The sequence below is a fragment of the Halopolyspora algeriensis genome (assembly GCF_003337235.1).
Classification (GTDB): Bacteria; Actinomycetota; Actinomycetes; order Mycobacteriales; family Pseudonocardiaceae; genus Haloactinomyces; species Haloactinomyces algeriensis.
In genome coordinates this window covers 329105-346636 of the sequence record NZ_QPJC01000002.1, presented here as the reverse complement: position 1 = coordinate 346636, position 17532 = coordinate 329105, and the positions used below count along the sequence as shown (strand labels likewise).

The window sequence follows — 17532 nt, the reverse complement described above, 5'->3', positions numbered from 1 at the left end:
ATCCTTTCGCGAATCGAAAACTACGGAGAGGGGAACAGCAGGGAAGACACGAACCGCTCAGTGGCCCATACCCACACCACCGTCGACCGGGATCACCGCCCCGGTCACGTAGGCCGCCGCGTCGGAAGCCAGCCAGGTGACCGCCCCGGCCACCTCGTCGGGTTCGGCGAGACGCGCCAGCGGGACCTGAGCGAGGATCTCCTGCTTGCGTTCCTCGGGCAGCGCGTCGGTCATGTCGGTGGTGACGAAGCCGGGGGCCACGACATTCGCGGTGATGCTGCGCGACCCCAGCTCACGGGCGATCGACCGCGCCAGTCCGACCAGTCCGGCCTTGCTCGCCGCATAGTTGGCCTGACCGGCTCCGCCGGACAAACCGATCACCGACGAGATGAAGATCATCCGTCCCTTGCGGTTGCGCAGCATGCTGCTTGCCGCGCGTTTGGCCACCCGGTAGGAGCCGGCGAGGTTGGCGTCGAGAACCCGATCGAACTGCTCCTCGCCCATTCGCAGCAGCAACCCGTCGTCGGTCATCCCCGCATTGGCCACCAGCACCTCGATCCTGCCGTGGGCGGCCTCGGCCTCGTCGAAAGCGGCGGCCACCTGGTCCGGGTCGGTGACATCGCACTGGACACCCAGCAGGCCTTCCGGAGCACCGGAACCGCGATGGGTCACCGCCACGTTGTCCCCGGCAGCCTGGAATGCCTTGGCGATGGCCAACCCGATACCGCGGTTGCCGCCGGTCACCAGTACGGACCGTGCCACTGTCGATCCTCCTCCTGCACGAAAGGCGTTTCGTTGCGAAAACCGCCGTCACGGGCCCTGTGCCCCGCCGCCGGCGTGTGACCACGCGGCAACCCGAGGTGCGCACCGCTGAGACGTGTCTTCCACGACTGTCGTCGATCGAGCGCGAGATTATCGGCTACCGGCGCGTATCCCCGCATCGGACCCGATCTCGGCGTGGTCGCTCACCTGTCGTGGCTTTCCCTCGCAGCCTCCACACGACAGACTGGGGCCTGCCGGGACCGGGCTTCTCGGTGCCGCCTTCACGTCCCGACCCGTCCAGGAGCGCGCATCGTTGACCACCACACCTTCCGCGGCGGCGCCCCTTCCGGAGTTCGCCGCCGAGCTCCGCTCCGGCCTCGACGGCCAGGCCCGGTTCGATCCCGGCACCCGCGCGCTGTACGCCACGGACGCGTCGAACTATCGCCGGGTTCCGGCCGGGGTCGTCTTCCCGCGGCACGACAACGACGTGGCAGCCACTCTCGCCGTCGCCCGCGCCCACCGGTTGCCGGTGACCAGCCGGGGTGCGGGAACCAGCATCGCGGGCAACGCCGCCGGGGTCGGGCTGGTCCTGGACTTCTCGCGGCACATGAACACCATCCTCGACATCGATCCCCAGCGGCGTCTGGCCCGGGTACAGCCCGGTGTGGTCCTGGATACGTTGCGGTCGGCCGCCGCGCCGTACGGGCTGACCTTCGGCCCGGATCCCTCCACGCACAGCCGGTGCACGCTCGGCGGGATGATCGGCAACAACTCCTGCGGTACCCATTCCGTGGCCTGGGGCAAAACGGTCGACAACGTGCGCGAACTCGATGTGCTGCTCAGTGACGGCACTCGACTGCAGGCCGGTCCGACCTCGGCGGCCGAACTCGAGGCACTGTGCGCGCGCGGCGACCGCACCGGACGGCTGTATCAGGCGCTGCGAGGACTGGCCGACGACGTCGGCGACGAGGTGCGGCGCAGCTTCCCCGAGCTCACACGGCGCGTTTCCGGATACAACCTCGACCAGCTGCTGCCCGAGAACGGCTTCCATCTGGGCCGCGCCCTGGTCGGTACCGAAGGCAGCTGCGCCACCCTGCTCGGCGCGACCGTGGAGCTGGTGGAATCACCGCGGTCCCGCGCGATGGTCGTGCTCGGCTTCGCCGACACCTACGCCGCCGCCGACGAGGTGACCCGGCTGCGCGACCTGGACACGCTGGCCATCGAAGGGCTCAGCGCCGAACTCGTCGACGTCGTGGCCCATCGCAACCCCGACTCTCCCGCCCTGCGGCTGCTGCCCGGCGGGCGCAGCTGGTTGCTGGTGGAGACAGGCGGCCACGAACCCGGCGAGGCCGAAGCCGCCGCCCAGCGCATCGTGCGCGCACTCGGCGACCGTGCCGAGACCGTGGTGCACACCGACCCCACCCGGATGGCCGCGCTGTGGAAGATCCGCGAGGAGGGCTCCGGCTACTCCACCCGCATGGCCGACGGGTCCGAACGCTGGTCCGGCTGGGAGGACGCCGCCGTGCCCCCGCAGCATCTCGGCGCCTATTTGCGGGAGTTCGATGCGCTGCTGGACCGGTTCGGTCTGCGCGGTGTCACCTACGGCCACTACGGCGACGGATGCATCCACGTCCGCATCGACTTCGAGCTGCGCTCGGCCACCGGCGCGGCGGACTACCGGGCGTTCCTGGAGTCGGCGGCCGACCTGGTGACCGACTATGGCGGCTCGGTCTCCGGCGAGCACGGCGACGGCCAGGCACGCTCGGAGCTGCTGTCGCGGATGTACCCACCCGAGATCATCAGCGCCTTCGAGCGCTTCAAAGCCGCCTTCGACCCGGAGGATCTGCTCAATCCCGGTCACATCGTGCACCCGCGCCCGCTCGATGCCGACCTGCGGGTGCTGGTGGCCCCGCCACGCATTCCCAGCCGCACCATGCTGGCGCTGCACCACGATGACGGGGACATGGCCCCGGCCACGCGCCGCTGTGTCGGAATCGGCAAGTGCCTGAATTCCAGCGGCGGAGTGATGTGCCCGAGCTACCGGGCCACCCGGGACGAGAAGCACTCCACCCGCGGGCGGGCCCACCTGTTGTTCGAAATGCTGGCGGGCACGACCGTCACGGGCGGCTGGCGCTCGACCGAGGTCCATGACGCCCTGGATCTGTGCCTGTCGTGCAAGGGATGCAAGACCGACTGCCCGGTCGGCGTGGACATGGCCACCTACAAGGCGGAGTTTTTGCATCAGCACTACCGCAACCGGTTACGGCCTGCCGCGCACTACTCGATGGGGTTCCTGCCGCTGTGGCTGGCAGCCGGGCAGTACGTTCCCCACGTGATCAACCGGGTGCTGGCCGGACGGATGGCGCCGATACTCAAACGGCTGGGCGGGCTCGCCCCGGAACGTGACCTGCCCGCACTCGCGTCGCAGACCCTGCGTGCATGGTGGGACCGGCATCGCCGCGCCGGCGGCGGCGCCGGTCCCTCGGGCGGTGAACGGCTCGTGCTGTTTCCGGACACGTTCACCAACCATTTCGATCCCCGGATCGGCCGGGATGCCATCACCGCGATGGAGGCGCTGGGACAGTCGGTCGAACTGCCACCGGGACAGGTCTGCTGCGGACTCACCTGGCACTCCACCGGGCAGCTGGAGGTGGCACGTGCGGTGGTGCGCCGCACCGCGCGCGTGCTGCGTCCGCAGGTGCAAGCCGGGATGCCGGTCGTCGGGCTGGAGCCGAGCTGTACTGCGTTCCTGCGCAACGACGCGCTCGAACTGGCCCCCCACGATCCCGATGTCGCAGCGCTGGCGGGAGCGACGAAGACCTTCGCCGAGTGGGCCGAGCCGACTCGGCGGCACTGGCAGCAGACCCCCTCGGAGACGGTGCCCGAGGCACTGGTGCAGCGGCACTGCCACCAGTACGCGGAGATGGGGTTCGCGTCCGACCGCGCGATACTGGAGGCCTCCGGGGTGCAGGCGCGGGTGCTGGACTCGGGCTGCTGCGGGCTGGCGGGCAACTTCGGATTCGAGCGCGGGCACTACGACGTGTCGATGGCCTGTGCCGAGGATTCCCTGCTGCCTGCCGTGCGTGCCGCCGAGGACGGCACCGAGGTGGTCGCCGACGGGTTCAGCTGCCGCACCCAGCTGCGCCAGGCTCTCGGCACCGAACCGGTGCACCTGGCCACGCTCGTCGCCCGCGCCCTCGGCGTGGCCGGATCGTGCTGATCGAGCGTGCCCGCCGGGTCGGCACATCTCGGGGCACGGCGGCTCAGAAGCTGGTTTCCGCCGTCTCTCCCACGGCGGCGTGCAGCACACCGCCCAACTCGCCGAGCTCGTCGACCAGTGCCGCGATCTGCCCCTTGCCCTGCAGCCGCAACGCGACCACGGCCGTACGGCCCTGCTCGTCGTCGGTGTCCTCCTGCTCGACCTGCAGATCCAGCACCCGCCATCCGCGACTGGTGCAGATCGTGAGCACGCTGCGCAGCACACCGTGGCCGTCGAGATAACCGATGCGCACCAGCTGCGGCTCGCGCATGGCCTTGCGCAGCAGCATCGCCAGACGCTGGTAGCCGACCACCACCAGGAAGTGGGCCAGGGTGGTGGCCGCGGCCAACACGAGAAGCCCGCTGCCGCAGGCCATGCCGACCGCGGCCACCACCCACACCGTGGCCGCAGTGGTCAGTCCCCGCACCGCGTCCCGGCGTACGAAGATCAATCCGCCGCCGATGAAACCGATCCCGGATATGATCTGGGCCGCCACCCGCGAGGGCCCCAACTGCACATTCTCCCAGCCGAGCATGTCGGTGAAGCCGTACTTGGACACCAGCACGAACAGGGCGGCGCCGACCCCGACCAACGCATGGGTACGCAGCCCCGCACTCTTGGCACGAACCTCGCGTTCCAGCCCGATCAGACTGGAAAGCAGCAGCGCGGCACCCAGCTCCACCAGCAGTGGCAGCTCGGCCAGTCCCGGCAGCGCACCCTTCATCGGACGAACCTAACGCAACCGGCCGAGAGCGGGCATGTCACACACTCGTGATCCGCCCCTCACCTCCGAGCTTCCCCGAAGCGGGGTGCCTCCCCGTCCTCGGCTCGCCGCGCCATCATCGAACCACCGGGCTCGGCGACAAGAATGGCTCCTGCCCCTGCTTCACCCGTGCGGATTCCCTCTGTCCTTCCACCGTGTCGCCACAGAGAGAAACCACGCGGCCGGCTGGTAGGCAAGGGGGACGATCCCCGATCACAGCTGCGGAGTCATCCATGTCCACTCCCACCGCACCAGGACCCGGTTCGGATCTTGCAGACCCCACTCGAGTCCCCTCCGAAACCGGAGAGGTGACGGAACGGAACCTTGCGTTCTCGGGATTCGAGTATCGCTGCCGCATCGTCGGCCAGAACGAACCCCGCACCGAACCCATCGTGATACTCGGAGGATCATCGCAGGACAGATATTCGTGGACGCGGCACGAAAGGTGGCTGGCCGCGGTGAGCACCGTGATCACGGTGGACCTGCCCGGCTACGGCGATTCCGACTTCCTGCCCTCCCGGTACGGCATCGACTTCCTCGCCGAGGCCGTCCGGCACATGCTCGACGAAACCGGCATTTCCCGCGTCAATCTCGTCGGCGCGTGCTTCGGTGGCATCATCGGACTCCGATTCACCCAGCACCATCCCGAGTTGGTACGCCGCATGGCGCTCGTCGGCATGACGACCCGCATCCCGCAGGACTACTGGGATGCGGTGCCACGCTGGTGGCGCATGATCGAACGCGGAGAACACGACACCGTGGCTGCCGAGCTGGTCGCCCAATTCATGTCACCCTCGGCAGCGACGAAACCGGTCCGCAAGCACGGGGCGGTCTCACGGATGCTCTACCACCAGTTCCGAAGCCAGACCCGCAACCAGATACGGATGGCCGCCGAACACAACGAGCGGCTGGTGACGCACGACTGCTACCGGCCCGACATCGTGCCCGAGACACCCTCGCTGGTGTTCACCGGCGAGTCCGACACCCTCACCCCTCCTGCGATGGGCCGCGAACTCGCCACGAAACTCCCCAACGCCCGGTTCACCACCGTGCACGAAGCCGACCACTTGCTCCCCCTCGAACGGATGCGGGAATTCTCCGAACTGGTCACCAGGTTCTGCACCGACCAAGCCATCGACGATCTCCCCTACTGCCATCCCGTGGAAGCGCCGACCACCGGCCGATGAGCCGAGCAGTCGACACCGACCGTCCACAAAAGGGCCGCCCCACACGCCGAGGCCCGCGATAGCCCGTCTACGGCAGGCGACGGCCCACGAACAGCGACACCCCGGCCGCAACGATCGCCGCTAGCGTGCCCAGCACCAGCCACGGCTTGCTGGCATCGGTCCGTTTGGTCTCGTAGCCGATCTGCTTCTGCAACGTGTCGTAGACCTGCCGAAGCTGTTCGGCACTGGCGGCCTTGTAGAAATCGCCCCCCGACAGTTCCGCGATGGAACGCATCGCCTCGTCGTCGACCTCGACGCGCTGCGACTCACCCTCGATGCGGATGGTGCCGTACTCGGTACCGAACGAGATCGTCGAGATCGGGATGTGGGCCCGGCCGGCTTCCCGCGCCTGGGTATAGGCCCCCCTCGGCGCGTCGAGCTCCCGCGGGATGGTCTGGCCACCATCGGCCATCAGCACGATCCGCGCGGGGGGTGGCCCCTGGGCACTGCCGACCATCCGGCCGAAGGAGTCGATCGCCGTCATGGCGGCTTTGATGCCGTCACCGGTGGCCGTGGCCTCGGACAGCTGCAGACTGCTGATCGCCTGCTTGACGCTCTTGCGGTCCGTCGTGGGCATCACCATGACCGTGGCCGTGCCGGCGAACGACACCAGCCCCAGATTGATGCCCGGAGTGAGCTTGTCGGCGAATTCCTTGGCCGCCGCCTTGGCCGCCTCGAACCTGCTCGGGCGGACGTCCTTGGCCATCATCGACAACGACACGTCCATCGTGAGCATCACGGTCGCGCGGTTGCGCGGAATCCGCTGCTCGGCGGTCGGACCGGCCAGCGCGACGGTCAGCAGGATCAGCGACACTCCCAGCAGCGCCATCGGCACGTGCCTGGACCAGCCCTGCCGCCTCGGCGCCACTCGCTCCAGCAGTTCCAGATTGCTGAAACGCAGGGTGTGACGCTCACGCTTGCGCTGAACCCAGACGTAGCCTGCTGCCAGGGCAGCCACCACCAGCAGCAGCAGAAACCAGCCCGGTGCGGTGAATCCGGTCAGACTCAGCATCACGCCACGCCCCCGGACCAACCACGTTTGCGCGCCACCACGAACCGGACGATGTCGGCGATCCAGTCGGAATCGGTCCGCAGGGTCAGGTGGGCACAGCCCGCACGGCGCAGCGCAGTCGCCACCTCGCTGCGGTGCGCCGCCGCGGCAGCGGCGAACTCGCGGCGCAGTACCGGGGTGGTACGCACCTCGCGCTGCTTGCCCGTCTCCGGATCGGACAACAGCACGGTGCCGACATCCGGTAACTCCAGATCGCGCGGGTCGAGCACCTCGATCGCCAGCAGGGAATGCCTCGCGGCCAGCCCGCGCAGGGCGCGCTGCCAGGTGACACTGCCGAGGAAATCGGAAATCACCACGGCCAGCCCACGCCGCCTCGGTGGCCTGCGCAGCGACTCCAGGACCTCCGCCAGGTCGCCGCGCGTGCCTTCCGGAGCACGCGGCGTCTCGGCCACCCGACGCAGCATCGCACGCGCGTGCTCGGTGCCTCCCCGCGCAGGCAGTCGCCAGGTCTGCTGGCCGTTGGCCACCACCGCGCCGATCCGGTTGCCGCCTCCTTGAGTCAGGTGCGCGACGGCGGCCAGACCGGCGATCGCCAGTTCCCGCTTGTCACAGGCCGCCGTACCGAAATCGAGACTCGGCGAGAGGTCCAGCGCCACCCACGTCTCCAGTTCACGATCGGCGATCGTCTGGCGAATATGCGGCTCGGCGGTACGGGCGGTGACCGCCCAATCCATCTGGCGCACATCGTCACCGGGTTGGTAGGCCCGCGCCTCCCCCGGCTCGGTTCCCGGGCCCGGCACCAGCCCCAGGTGGTTTCCCTGCAGCAGACCGTCCAGGCGTCCGCGCACGGTCAGCTCGAGGCTGCGCAACGCCACCTGTAGCCGGCCGCTGTGCAGGGAGGGCGGGGACCAGGAAGGCCGCTGGTCATCGGCTGCCGACACGGCTATGTGCTCCTCACTGATGGGGGTTCGCACCGGCCGGTGCCTGCTGATACGCCGATGGACCCTGCGTACCGGGCTGCGGGCGGGCGGAGACCTGGGGCAACGGGATCGTCTGCAGCACCCGGTTGACGATGTGATCGACCGGGACACCGTCGGCCAGGGCGTCGTAGGACAGCACCAGGCGGTGCCGGAAGACATCCGGCACCACGTCGACCACGTCCTGCGGGATGACATAGTCGCGTCCACGGACCAGTGCCAGCGCTCGCGCGGCGGCGACGACGCCGAGAGTGGCGCGCGGCGAGGCGCCGTAGGAGACCCACCCCGCGATGTCGGAGAGCCCGTGGTCGTTGGGCATCCGCGTGGCCAGCACCAACCGCACGACGTAGTCGACGAGGGCATGGTGGACGAACACGTTCGAGGCCACGGTCTGCAGCCGGGTCAGCTCGCCGGGGGTCAGCACCGTCTGCGGCTCCGGCGCGGCCACCCCCATCCGGTAGACGATCTCGCGCTCTTCCTCGGCCGTGGGGTACTCGACCTGCAGCTTGAACAGGAACCGGTCCCGCTGCGCCTCCGGAAGGGGATAAACCCCTTCGTTCTCGATGGGATTCTGCGTCGCCAGGACCAGAAAAGGGCTGGGCATCGGGTAGGTCTCACCGCCGATGGAGACGTGCTGCTCGGCCATGACCTCCAGCAGAGCCGACTGGACCTTCGCCGGAGCACGGTTGATCTCGTCGGCCAGCACGAAGTTGGCCAGCACCGGCCCGAGTTCGATATCGAACCGCTCGCTGTGCTGGCGGTAGATGCGGGTGCCCAGAAGGTCGGCGGGCACCAGGTCAGGGGTGAACTGCAAGCGGGAGAACGTCCCGCCCACGGCGGAGGCGAACGTTTCCACGGCCAACGTCTTGGCCACCCCGGGAACACCTTCGAGCAGGATGTGTCCCTTGGCCAGCAGGCCCACCAGGACACGTTCCACCAGCCGGTCCTGCCCCACGATCACGCGCTTGACCTCGAACACCGTGCGCTCGAGCAACTGCGCGTCCCGAGCAGGCGTATTCACCTGGCCTGCCGAAGGGGCCGACGCAGCCGTGTCCGGCCCCGCGCTGCCGTTCCCACCCTCGCCCTGCCCGGGATCGGTCACTTGAGCATCCTCCTGTCGAAACCACAGCGGGATTCACCGCCCACCAGTGCCACACGGTCTCCGAAAGGATCGTGGCATGCGTCGGTATTGCTCCACCAACTCGGTGCCAGTGAAACGGAGGAACCGTGTGGTCATTGTGAAGGAGGCCGCCGGTTCCCGGCTTGGTCGTGTGGTCGTTGGTCGTGGATTTATTTTTGTCTGCACTGAAACAACAGTTTCAACAAACGTATCAGAACCCTCGGTCGCGCACTCGAGAACGGCGGCGTCGAGTCGAACAGCCCAGGAAACGAGCCGACCCGGGAGAGGGTCGGGTCAACTCAGGGGCTGCTCACCCGCGCGCCACAGATCCCGCGGTGTGTCCACATCGGAGACTTCGGAGCCTTCCCCGGGCACGAGCACGGGCTCCAGCGGCTGCAGCACGGACCGAACCGACCCACCACCCACCTGTCCGGGAATCCCGGCACGAAGCGCCCCGGTGCGCCACACCCCCAGCAGCCACTGGGGAATGCCCTCGGTATCGGTCAGCACGGCCCCCGCTCCTCTCGACTCCGTGACCACCGCCCGCACCAAGCGGCGCAGTGTGGCCGGCGCCAGATACGGGTGGTCGACGGCCAACACCGCGACAAACTCCACGGCAGGTGGCACGGCCCGCAGCCCGGCATCCAGTCCCGCCAGCGGCCCCCCACCGGGCGGATCCTCGTGTGTCCACACGACCTCGCGGCTCACCACACGCGGCGGACCGACCACCACCACCGGCTCCGCCGACTCCACCGCCGCCAGTGTCCGTTCCAGCAGGGAACGCCCCTCGATCCGGAGCGCGGCCTTGTCCGTTCCACCGAGCCTGCTGCCTCGGCCTCCCGCCAGGATGATCGCCGCGAATTCCTCTGCCATACCCGACATGCTCCCGCACGCGTACAGCGCAGCTCACAGCAAGCGGACGGCGTAGGGAGCGAGCCCGTCGTAGCGCACCGAGGTCACCCGCACATGTGCGCCCGAGTACGGGGCCTCGACCATCCGTCCCTGGCCGAGATACAGCGCGACGTGGTGGATCCCTCCCCCGTCCCGCCAGAACAGCATGTCCCCGCGCTGCCGCTGCGACACCGGCACTTTCCGGCCCGACTGGTACTGGTAGCCGCTGTAGTGCGGGAGTTCGATGCCGACTCCGGCGAACGCGTACACCATCAGCCCCGAGCAATCGAAGCCGATCTTGCGGTAGTCGCCGTGCGCATCGGCCACTCCGCCGTCGCGGATGCCCCGGGTGGGCCCGTGGGCATTGCCGCCGCCCCACGCATAGGGCACTCCCACCTGTGAGACCGCACGCTGGACGACGGTCTCGACGGCACTGCTGTCCTCCGGAGCAGCGCCGGGCGAGGTCTGCTGCTCGGTGGTGCCCGCTCCGGACTGCGCGACCGCCGCAGCTGCGCGCTCCTCACGCCGTTTGGCCGCCAGCCATTCCCGGTAGCGGTCACGTTGCTGTTCGAGCCCGGCCACCTCCGCACGCGCTTGCTCGAGCCGCTGTTCGACCCTGGCCTTCTCGGCACGGAGCCGGCGAGCCTGCTCCTGCTGTCCCTGCCGTGCCGACACGGCGGCGTCCTTGGCTTTCTCGGCAGCGGCACGGGCGCGGTCGGCAGCAGCGCGCTTGCTCTCGGCTTCCCGGACTGCCTGACGTGCCAGGGAATCCTTGTTCGCCTGCTGTGTTCGAGCGCGCCGGAGTGCGCCGAGAACATCGAGTTGCGAGTCACTGACCGCGTCGAGCAGGGCAGCTCGATCCAGCATTTCCCGCGGGCTCTCGGCACCGACGAATGCCGGGATCGAGCCGAGGCGACTGCCCTGCTGGTAGCTGTTCGCAGCGAACTCGTCCAGCCGGTGGCGCTGCTCGTCGACCCGCCGCTGGGCCGCATCGGCCTCGGCGGCGGCGAATTCCGCATCCTGCTTCGCCCGCCGGTAAGCCTGTTCGGCACGGCGCAGGTCCACTCTGGCCTTGTTGGCCTCCTCCATCCGTCTCTCGACGCGAGCGGAGAGTTTCCGCAACCGGGAGTCGGTGGCGGCGAGCCGATTGGCCAGTGCGCCCACTCGCTCGGCCATCGCGCGCGCCCGGGCACGCTCGGCGTCGATGCGCTCCTCGCCCGGATTGGGAGGCCGGGGTGGCACGGCGGCGCTGCCCGCCGGAAGCACCAGGCCGACGACGGTGGCAGCCAGCAGCACGGACAGACATCGCAGGCGGCCGTATTGCCCGAAGTGGCCGCTGTCCCGGGATCGCGTCACGACCGTCACCTCCTACCGCAGTCCCGGGTGGAGGGAGGCAAAACCCGCGCGGGACTACTCCGAATGGACTGGCGAGACGATCACGGACTGTGCCATCCCGATCACTTCTCCACCAGTTGGAACCCCGGCCACACGTCCAACATCCACTACTCAGGTGATATGAGGGCCGGGGACCGCACCGGCGGGGACAGCCACGAGTCGACATCGGCACGGCACCACGGGCCGACCGGCGATGCTCAGCTCCAGGTGCTGGGGTCGCCCCAGGTACGTACCGCGTGCTGCTGCGTGCTCTGCGGCACGGCCACAAGCTCGGGCAGGACCTCGTCCAGCGGCTCCCGCAGCACGGCGGCGGCCTGCTCGTCGAACGGTGTGGGCTCGGCATTGCAGATGATCAGTTCCGCGCCCGCCCTGGCGGCCAGCTCGGCGAACCCGGCGGCCGGGAACACGGTCAGCGAGGTTCCCGCCGCGAGGAACAGGTCGCAATCCAGCGCGGCGCGCTGGCTCTCACGCACGACCTCTTCATCCAGGGACTGCCCGAACGAGATGGTGGCGGATTTCAGGATCCCGCCGCAGTCGGGGCAGTCGGGATCGTCCTCCCCTGCTGCGACCCGGTCGAGAGCCTCGCGCATCTCCCCGCGGAGATCACAGCTCAGACATATCGTGCCGAACATGGAGCCGTGCAACTCCAGAACCAGAGCCGGATCGAGACCGGCTCGCTGATGCAGCTCGTCGATGTTCTGGGTCAGCACTGCGCGCAGGCGTCCGGAGGAGGCCAGGTCCACGAAAGCGCGGTGCCCGGCAGTGGGCACGGCGCCCCAGGCCGGGTGAGTCGCACGGCTTTGCCAGGCCTGGCGCCGTACCTCGGCGTCGGCGACGTAACTGTTGATGTCACTCAGGCGCTGGGCATCGGGATCTTTCGTCCACACGCCGTTGGGTCCTCGAAAGTCGGGGATCCCCGATCCGGTGGACAGCCCGGCACCGGTCAATGCGGTGATCCGCTGCGCTTGTGCGAACAACTCCCGCGCCCGCTGCCACTCCACAGCGGTGTCGCTACCACGCTCAGTCACACGTCCACCGTGCCACGCCCCTGGTCAGGCAGGCGATCCGGGGAGCCGATGCCGTGGCCGAGCCGATCGTGCGCATCCACACGTGGTGGATCTGATCAGCCGGCGTTACCGCAGCGCGAGCCGTGGGTGCTCCTGTGCTGCATGACGCAGCGTCGCCAGCGCGCAAGCACGCCACTCGTTCGAAGGACGCCACATGCGAGCACCGCGTTCGCTGTTTATCGTGTCGTAATCTGCAAGGATTCCGGGAGGCGCGAGAGGAGTGGGCGATGACCACGGCAGCCGGTTCGGGCCGAACCAAGCAGCAACAGTCTCGCCGGGCCAGTCGGCCCGCCAAGCAACCGGAGCAGCAATCGCAGCAGTCGAGTACACAGCGCTCAGGCGGTACACAACGGTCAAGCGGAACACAACGCTCGACCGGCACACAGCGGTCGAGCGGAACACAACGCTCGACCGGCACACAGCGGTCGAGCGGAACACAACGCTCGACCGGCACACAGCAGTCGGCCGGCACGCAACGCTCGGACGGCGCGCAGCAGGGGCACGACCACGGCTACAGCACCACGGTCGAGCTTCCGTTCGTCACCGCACGATTCCACGTACCCGAAATCTCTCTGCCCACAAGCAGGCAGGACCTCTCCTCGGTCACGGAATCGGTGCGCGCGCACATGCCTTCCCGAGAACACTCGCTGTTCTACGGCGGTCTCGCTCTCGGAACCGCATTCGCATTCATCGAATGGCCCGTAGCGCTGGCCATCGGTGCAGGGCACGCGCTGCTGAACCGCCACCAGCACTCCGAACCCTCCTCCGGATGACACCGGTCGTGCCACCGGCTTGGCGAGAGCCCTTCGGGTGACCGCGCGCCGCTCCTGCCGCCTGCGGATGTGAAAGGAACGCCGATGGCGCTTGGCCGACTGGTCTCCGCAGCTTCGGAGATCGCAAGCCCGATGCTGGACGCAGTACGCACCCTGACCGACTCTCCCGCGGACAGGCGCAGCTGGGCCGGCCACGGCCGAATCCACCTCGAAGTCCGGGGAATGCACCGCCCGGGCACGGAGGAAGCGGCACGTGCGCTGGAACGCAGGCTCACCGAGGTGGAACACGTCCACAGCGCCGAAGTCAACGCCGCCCTCGGCCGGGTGGTGATCTTCCACGGCGCCGAACCCGTCGCCCCGACCGTGCTGACCGACGTGATCGCCGAGGTCGAACGGGAGCACGGCCTGGAAAGCTCCGGCTACGCGCCCGCCAGTGCCCGCCACCCCGGCAACGCCGCTCCCGTCCTGCGCGAAGTCGGAGCTCTCGCAACGAGCCTGACCGGGATCGGGTACACGGCGATCACCTCGCTGCTGCCGGTGCGCACCCTGCCCCCATTGCTGCCCACAGCCCTGTCTTTGACGGATTCCGTACCGTGGATCCGTTCGACAGTGGAATCCCGGTTCGGACGTCCTGCCACCGACACGGCTCTCGCTCTCGGCACCACGGTCGCCCAGACCCTCGCTCAGCAGCCACTCCCCCTGTTCATCGCCACCTGTCAGCGGTTCTGCACCGCACAGGAGGCCTTCGCCAGGAATCAGGCGTGGCGTCGATGGGAACGCACCACGGGAAGCCGCCCCGGTTCGCATCGCACCGAGCCTGTCGAAACTCCGCCCCGCCCCGGCCCGCTGCCCGATGGGCCCGTCGAATACGTCGCCAACATATCGGGAGCGCTCGCACTTGCCGGCTACGGCACCGCGTCGGCGATCATCGGTTCACCTCAGCGCGCTCGCGCCCTGTTGCAGGCCGGCCTGCCTCGCGCGAGCAAGGCAGGCCGAGAGGCCTTCGCCGCGCATCTGGCCGGCACGATCTCCACACGCGGCGACCTGATTCTCGAGCCCGATACACTGCGACGCCTGGACCGGGTCGACACGGTGGTACTCGACGCACCCATCCTGCTGACCGGGCGGCAAGTGGTGGACACGGTCATCCCCGTCGACCAGGACGACGATCCGACCGCCCTGTTCCACCGCGCCGACGAACTGCTCGATCCACAACGACCGCGGGAGCACGCCCAGCACGGCGACTGGGCCGTCGCCCCGGTCGGCGAGGTCACCGAACAACTCCCCGAGCATGCCCGCGACACCGCTCGTGAGCAGGCCGAGCACGGCGGTAACGTCCTCGCGCTGTCCTACCGGTCACATCCGGTCGCGCTGGTCCGGGTGGTCGCCGAACTCGATCCGTACGCCGAGGCTCTCGCCGGAGCCGCCCGCGGGGCGGGGACCGTCCTGGTGGCGGGCCTCGATGGTCATCTCGACCGGCGGCTCTCGCTCGACGGCGCTGTGGCGGGCGGCAACCGCCTGCTGAACTCGATCGGTGAACTGCAAGCCGACGGCCGTGCCGTGGCCCTCGTCTCGGCCCGCGGGCATGCCGCGCTGGCTGCCGCCGATATCGGCCTCGGGATACCCGCCGAGTCCGGCGCCGTCCCGTGGAACGCCCACGTGCTGTGCTCGAGTCCGGCCCATGTGGGCACTCTGCTGGCTGCTGCCGACAACGCCCGCACCCTCAGCAGGCGCAGCGCCGCACTCTCGGCGACGGGATCCGGCCTCGGTGCCCTGCTGGCAGCGCTCGGGCCCGAACTCGGCGCCGATTCCCGCGCCTCGATGCCGGTCCACGCAGCGACACTGTGCGCCCTCGGGCTCGGCACGTTCTCGGGCATGCAAGCCGCAGGCAGACCTGCCCTCGTCGAGCACGCACGCATTCCCCGGCACGCCATTGCCCTACCGCCGGTTCCCGGCACACAGGGCACGTCCCGACAGTAGTGCAACCGCCGGGGATCATCTGCGGCAACCGACCACTGCTGTCGCCTCCGGTGGGATACCGCACTCGGCACGGCGATCATGACCGCCCTCGCCGCCACGATCTGGCACACTGGACGGCATATCGAACGCGGTACCCGCCCGGTGCAGGCGGACCGTGATGACCCCCACAGGGGTTACGGCGGGTTTTCGCGGCCGATTCACCTGCTGGTTACCTGCAGCGCACTCGCTGCTCACCCGGACCGGCCATGCTGTCCGTGGCAGTACCCCAAGCATTGGATACGAACGGATCACCATGCCCGCTTTCTTCACGACCGTACTGACCGGTGTGGCTGCCGCCGTGGTCGAGGCACTGCTCGTACGCCTGGCCAAGGCCACATTGGCCCGCGTGACCGTGAACGGTCCGGCCTGAGGCACAGTCCCACTCGGCCTTCCGGAAACGCTCTCGGATACCTCGCCGAGTCGGACCGCGGCCCCTCACGTCATCAGTGGTTCGTCCTCACGAACGGTGTGCGGCGCCGAGCGCTGGGCGATATACGCCCCTGTGAGCACGAGGGCGCCCCCCACGAGTTGAACGGGGCCGAGATGCTGGCCGAGCAGCCACCACGCCAATACCGTGGCGACCACCGGTTCCAGGAAGGCCACCGCACCGGCGATCGGGGCCGACAGCCTGCGCACCGCGACGATGCCGGTCAGGTAGGCGGCAACTGTGCTGACCACGACGATCCAGCACACGGCCAACATCGCGGGGAACTCGTACCCGGCGAGCACGATCCCGGAGCCCAGTGTCGACCAGTCGAGGTGCCACGGCTCGGCGATCACGGTGACCACCGCCGCACCGAGCACCAGTCCATAAGCGGCCAATGCGCGCGGCTCGACGTCGGCTCCACTGTCCGACAGCAGGAAATACGTCGCCTGGCATCCGGCCGCTCCCAGTGCGAGCAGCAGCCCGAGCGGATCGAAGCTCAGCCCCGCCCAGATCTCCACCACGCAGGCCAGACCGGCCACGGCGATGACCACACCGACAGCGGCCGCCCGCGTCACCGTCCTGCGCAGGACGAAGCGGAGCCATCCGAGCACGATCACCGGCCCCAGGAACTCGATCAGCAACGCCACCCCCACAGGGACCGTGGCGATCGCGGCGAAGTAGAAAGCCTGTACTCCCGCAATGGCGAACAACCCGTAACCGAGCAGCAATCTCGGAGCGCGACGCACGAGATCGACATGACGCACGGCGAACGGCAGCATCAGCAGGGCCGCCCCGGCCAGGCGTAGCCAGGTGACCTGCAGCGGGGTCAGGCCCGCTGTGATCAGGGGTTTGGCGAACGGTCCCGAACCGCCGAAGCAGAACGCCGATGCCACCGCACAGGACAGTCCGACCGCTCGGATGTTGTTCGAGGCCGTCACCGCGGACACGGGCCCTGCCCCGTGTTGGCGCGGACCAGCGCGCATGCCGCTGCCCGGTCCCCCTGCCGGAGGGCGGCGATGATGTCCGCATGCTGGCGGTAGGAGTCCCGCGCACGCCGACTGTCCTGAAAGTACAGCGCTTCCAGCCGTCGTGAGTGGAGAGACAGAGTGTCCAGCAGCAAGGACAGGTACGGATTGTCCACGCGGCGCAGGACCACACCGTGCCATTGCCGGTCGGCCTCCCGGGCGGCCTCCAGGTCGCCCTCTCCCACGGCGATGCGCATGCGCTCGTTGTACGCGGTCATCTCCGTCAGGTCCGTGTTGTCGAGGGTCTCCAACGCCGATTCCGTGGCGAAGCCGTACAGCAGGGCGTGCAGCGGAAAGACCTTGGCTCCTTCGGTCTCGTCGAGCGCTGCGACCCGGGTGTACCTGCCGGGCACCGTCTCCACCGCGCCCTGATCAACCAGCCGGCGCAGCGCCTCCCGCACCGGTGTCCGGCTCACGCCGAGCTCCTCGGCCAGTTCGCCGTCGGCAAGGTGCTCCCCCGGAGCGAGTGAGCCGTCCTCGATCTTCTCGCGCAACACCCGGTACACCTGCTCGGCCGCACTGACTCTGGGCAGTGCGGCCCGCCCGAGCTTCGCCATGCTCCACCTCCCAACCGGAATGCAATATATTGCACACTGCAGCCGCGGGAAACCCCGGAACGAGACCGATCATCCGCCTGCTGCCCGACGGGCATGTTGCCCGTATCGGATCGCATCGCACCGATTGCGGCGAAAAAAGTGCGCGATTGCACGCATGGTGATGTCGGGGCGCTTCTTCGACGACCCTGCCTTGAGGGCAAATACAGGACAAGCGTACTGTTTACGGTGAGACTCGGGTCCCCGCGCACGCTCGGCCGAC

Annotated in this window: 14 protein-coding genes; 4 read left to right on the top strand and 10 right to left on the bottom strand. The window is 68.8% G+C overall.

Annotated elements, in window-relative coordinates:
* Positions 1 to 57 precede the first annotated feature (57 nt).
* Positions 58 to 762: a 3-oxoacyl-ACP reductase FabG gene (gene fabG, locus DFQ14_RS04855; RefSeq protein WP_114451842.1), complete on the bottom strand. Its 705-nt coding sequence runs from the start codon at positions 760 to 762 to the stop codon at positions 58 to 60.
* Positions 763 to 1075: 313 nt separating this feature from the next.
* Here fabG and DFQ14_RS04850 point away from each other — a divergent pair, with 313 nt between their 5' ends.
* Positions 1076 to 3982 carry an FAD-binding and (Fe-S)-binding domain-containing protein gene (locus DFQ14_RS04850; RefSeq protein ID WP_114451841.1) on the top strand — a complete coding sequence of 969 codons (2907 nt, stop codon included), beginning with the start codon at positions 1076 to 1078 and terminating at the stop codon, positions 3980 to 3982.
* Between the two features lie 43 nt (positions 3983 to 4025).
* Here the strand turns inward: DFQ14_RS04850 and DFQ14_RS04845 are convergent, their stop codons facing one another.
* Positions 4026 to 4745: an MgtC/SapB family protein gene (locus DFQ14_RS04845; RefSeq protein ID WP_114451840.1), complete on the bottom strand. Its 720-nt coding sequence runs from the start codon at positions 4743 to 4745 to the stop codon at positions 4026 to 4028.
* Between the two features lie 272 nt (positions 4746 to 5017).
* Between DFQ14_RS04845 and DFQ14_RS04840 the strand changes: the two genes are divergently transcribed.
* Positions 5018 to 5971 carry an alpha/beta fold hydrolase gene (locus tag DFQ14_RS04840; protein ID WP_114451839.1) on the top strand — a complete coding sequence of 318 codons (954 nt, stop codon included), beginning with the start codon at positions 5018 to 5020 and terminating at the stop codon, positions 5969 to 5971.
* A gap of 67 nt (positions 5972 to 6038) precedes the next feature.
* Here DFQ14_RS04840 and DFQ14_RS04835 read toward each other — a convergent pair whose 3' ends face one another.
* The 6 genes from DFQ14_RS04835 to DFQ14_RS04810 form a co-directional block, all read right to left on the bottom strand.
* The gene (locus tag DFQ14_RS04835; protein ID WP_170206329.1) at positions 6039 to 7019 is read right to left on the bottom strand and encodes a VWA domain-containing protein; all 981 of its coding nucleotides are present in this window, start codon (positions 7017 to 7019) and stop codon (positions 6039 to 6041) included.
* Between the two features lie 2 nt (positions 7020 to 7021).
* On the bottom strand, positions 7022 to 7963 hold the full coding sequence (locus DFQ14_RS04830) for a DUF58 domain-containing protein (protein WP_420810133.1): 942 nt from the start codon (positions 7961 to 7963) through the stop codon (positions 7022 to 7024).
* Between the two features lie 13 nt (positions 7964 to 7976).
* Positions 7977 to 9101: an AAA family ATPase gene (locus DFQ14_RS04825; protein ID WP_420810132.1), complete on the bottom strand. Its 1125-nt coding sequence runs from the start codon at positions 9099 to 9101 to the stop codon at positions 7977 to 7979.
* A 312-nt stretch (positions 9102 to 9413) separates the two neighbouring features.
* Positions 9414 to 9992, bottom strand: a complete 579-nt coding sequence (gene mobA / locus DFQ14_RS04820) for a molybdenum cofactor guanylyltransferase (protein WP_114451837.1) — start codon at positions 9990 to 9992, stop codon at positions 9414 to 9416.
* Between the two features lie 33 nt (positions 9993 to 10025).
* Positions 10026 to 11366, bottom strand: a complete 1341-nt coding sequence (locus DFQ14_RS04815; RefSeq protein ID WP_246195328.1) for an NlpC/P60 family protein — start codon at positions 11364 to 11366, stop codon at positions 10026 to 10028.
* A 236-nt stretch (positions 11367 to 11602) separates the two neighbouring features.
* The gene (locus tag DFQ14_RS04810; protein WP_246195326.1) at positions 11603 to 12433 is read right to left on the bottom strand and encodes an SIR2 family NAD-dependent protein deacylase; all 831 of its coding nucleotides are present in this window, start codon (positions 12431 to 12433) and stop codon (positions 11603 to 11605) included.
* A 665-nt stretch (positions 12434 to 13098) separates the two neighbouring features.
* Here DFQ14_RS04810 and DFQ14_RS04805 point away from each other — a divergent pair.
* Together DFQ14_RS04805 and DFQ14_RS04800 are read left to right on the top strand one after the other, a co-directional pair.
* Entirely contained in the window at positions 13099 to 13245 is a 147-nt protein-coding gene (locus DFQ14_RS04805) for a hypothetical protein (protein ID WP_246195323.1), read from the top strand.
* Positions 13246 to 13329: 84 nt separating this feature from the next.
* Positions 13330 to 15225 carry a heavy metal-associated domain-containing protein gene (locus tag DFQ14_RS04800; protein ID WP_114451835.1) on the top strand — a complete coding sequence of 632 codons (1896 nt, stop codon included), beginning with the start codon at positions 13330 to 13332 and terminating at the stop codon, positions 15223 to 15225.
* A 474-nt stretch (positions 15226 to 15699) separates the two neighbouring features.
* Here the strand turns inward: DFQ14_RS04800 and DFQ14_RS04795 are convergent, their stop codons facing one another.
* Both DFQ14_RS04795 and DFQ14_RS04790 read right to left on the bottom strand, forming a co-directional pair.
* Entirely contained in the window at positions 15700 to 16674 is a 975-nt protein-coding gene (locus DFQ14_RS04795; protein WP_114451834.1) for an EamA family transporter, read from the bottom strand.
* Complete coding sequence (locus tag DFQ14_RS04790) at positions 16626 to 17273, bottom strand: GntR family transcriptional regulator (RefSeq protein ID WP_114451833.1); 648 nt, start codon at positions 17271 to 17273, stop codon at positions 16626 to 16628. The genes DFQ14_RS04795 and DFQ14_RS04790 overlap by 49 nt, the downstream gene beginning before the upstream one ends.
* Positions 17274 to 17532 lie beyond the last annotated feature (259 nt).